Source organism: Streptomyces niveiscabiei (genome assembly GCF_001419795.1).
GTDB classification, from domain to species: domain Bacteria; phylum Actinomycetota; class Actinomycetes; order Streptomycetales; family Streptomycetaceae; genus Streptomyces; species Streptomyces niveiscabiei.
Map to the genome: position 1 here is coordinate 1 of NZ_LIRL01001282.1, position 2686 is coordinate 2686.

The following is a 2686-nucleotide window of genomic DNA, read 5'->3' on the forward strand; positions in this document are numbered from 1 at the left end:
CACCACCCTCCGCGCCCACCCCCGCCGCTTCGCCGGCACCTTCCTTGCCGTCTTCCTCGGTGTCTCCTTCCTCGCCGGCACCCTCGTGATGGGCGACACCCTGCGCGCCGGCTTCGACACGATGTTCGGCAGCGCGACGGCCGGTACGGACGCGGTCGTGCGCGGCGCGGACGCGATCACCACGCCGGGCGACAGCCAGGGCGTACGGCGCCGGTGCCGACCGCGCTGGTGCGCGACCTCGCCGGCGTCCCCGGCGTCGCCGCCGCCGAGCCCGACATCCAGGGCGCCGGGCAGCTCCTCGGCCGCGACGGGAACCCCATCGGCGGCAAGGGCCCGCCCACTCTCGCGGGCAACTGGATCACCGACCCGCGCCTGAACCCGTACCGCCTGGCCGAGGGCCGCGCGCCCGCGCACTCCGGAGAGGCGGTCGTGAACCGGGCCACCGCGAAGAAGGGCGGTCTGCGTCTCGGCGACACGACGATCCTGCGCACCCCCGACCCGGTACGGGTCAGGATCGTGGGCCTGGCGACGTTCGGCGGCGCCGACGGCATGGCCCAGGTCACCTACACGGGTCTGACCAGGGCGGACGCGGAGCGGTACCTCACCGCACGCCCCGGCCTCGCGACGAGCATCCTGGTGCGGGCGGCGGACGGGGTGAGCCAGCAGGATCTGGTCGAGCGGCTGACTCCCGTACTCCCCAAGGGAATCGAGGCCATCACCGGTCAGGAGTCGGCCCGCGAGGACACGAACATGATCGCCCGTCAGTTCCTCGATGTCTTCACGGCGTTGCTGCTGGTCTTCTCCGGGATCGCCCTGCTGGTCGCGACGTTCTCCATCCACAACACGTTCGCGATCGTCGTCGCCCAACGCACCCGGGAGAACGCCCTGTTGCGGGCGGTAGGAGCATCCCGGCGGCAGGTCACGGCAACCACCCTCACCGAGGCGGCCGTTGTGGCGCTCACCGCCTCGGCGGCCGGCCTGGCGGGCGGCCTCGGCATCGCCGCCGCGCTCAAGGCCCTGTTCCCGGCGATCGGATTCCCCTTCCCCGACGGCGAGTTGGTGATCAGCGCGCTCTCGCTCACCCTGCCGCTGCTGGTCGGCACGGCGGTGTGCCTGCTCTCCGCGCTGCTCCCCGCCGTACGCGCCGGACGGACGGCACCGCTCGCGGCGCTGCGGGACGTGGCGGTCGACGCGTCGGGCACGTCACGCGGGCGGGCCGTCGCCGGGGTCGCGCTGCTGGCGGTCTCGGCGGGCGTCCTGGTCTCACCGTCCTTGTGGACGGCGGGAGTCGGCGCCGTACTCGTCCTCGCGGCCTTCGTCGTGCTGGGCCCGGTCGCGTCGTCGGCCGTGATACGGGTGCTCGGCGGACCGCTGGCGAGACTGCGGGGCGTCACCGGCGCCCTGGCCCTGCGCAACGCCCTGCGCAGCCCCCGGCGTACGGCCGCCACGGCGAGCGCGCTGATGATCGGCGTGGCCGTCGTGTCCCTGTTCACCGTGTTCGGGGCCTCGCTCAAGGCGACGATGGACCAGACCGTCGCACGGTCCTTCGCGGGCGATCTCGCCGTGAGCGCACCGGCGTTCGGCGCGGGCGGCAGCGGACTGAGCCCGAGGCTGGCCCCGGCGCTCGACAGGCTGCCGGAGGTCGGCACGGCCGTGGGTCTCGGCAAGGGCGTGGCCGAAGTGAACGGCGACGGCAGGGAATTGACGGTCACCGACCCCGCCGCCCTCGCCCGCACCTTCGAACTCGGCACGATCCAGGGCGACATGGCCTCACTCGGCGCCGACGGCCTGGCCCTCACCCGCGCGGAGGCCCGCAAGCAGCACCTGACGGTCGGCTCCCCGGCCCGCCTCACCTTCACCGACGGCCAACGCCTCACCTTCACCGTCCGCGCCCTGTACGGCCGTTCGGAACTCGCAGGCGACTACGTCATCACCCGCCAGGCATGGGCCCCGCACCGCACGCAGGACCACGACACCCTGGTCGCGGTGTCCCTCAAGAAGGGCGTCGGCGAACACGCCGGCAAGGCGGCCGTCGAGCAAGTCGCCGCACAGTACGGCGATCCGGAGGTGCAGACCCGGGACGAGTACGCCCGGTCCTCGGCGGGCGGCATCGACATGATGCTCACCCTCGTCTACGCGCTGCTCGCGCTCGCCGTCCTCATCGCGCTGCTCGGCATCGCCAACACGCTGACCCTCGCGATCCACGAACGCACCCGGGAACTGGGGCTGTTGAGGGCGGTCGGCCAGACCCGCGCGCAACTGCGGGCGATGGTCCGCTGGGAGTCCGTCCTCGTCGCGGCGTTCGGCACGACGGGCGGGCTGGCGCTGGGCGGCTTCCTCGGCTGGGTGCTCGTCAGGGCCTCCGACGGGGCGAGCGACAGCGAATTCGCCTTCGCCGTACCGGTGTCGAGGCTCGCGGTCGTCGCGCTGGTGGGGCTCACGGCGGGCGTGCTCGCCGCGCTGAGGCCGGCCCGCAGGGCGGCACGGCTCGGGGTGCTGGGAGCCGTGGCCGTGGAGTGAGACCGGGCGGAGCGCGCCCCTGGGCCGCCGGGAAGCCGGTGTCAGACCCGGGCCGCCGCCCGGTGCGGCGCGGCCACGGGGTGCGGGGCGGCGGGGTGCGGGGCGGCGAGGTCGGCGGGCGGCATCACCTTCGCCGGAGGGCTCACCGGGCCCGCCGCCGACAGGG

1 pseudogene is annotated in these 2686 nt (G+C 74.4%); it reads left to right on the plus strand.

The features are described 5' to 3' along the window. Window positions 1-2520: pseudogene (locus AOK24_RS43120) on the plus strand (ABC transporter permease); the annotation flags it as partial. Window positions 2521-2686: the final 166 nt, after the last annotated feature.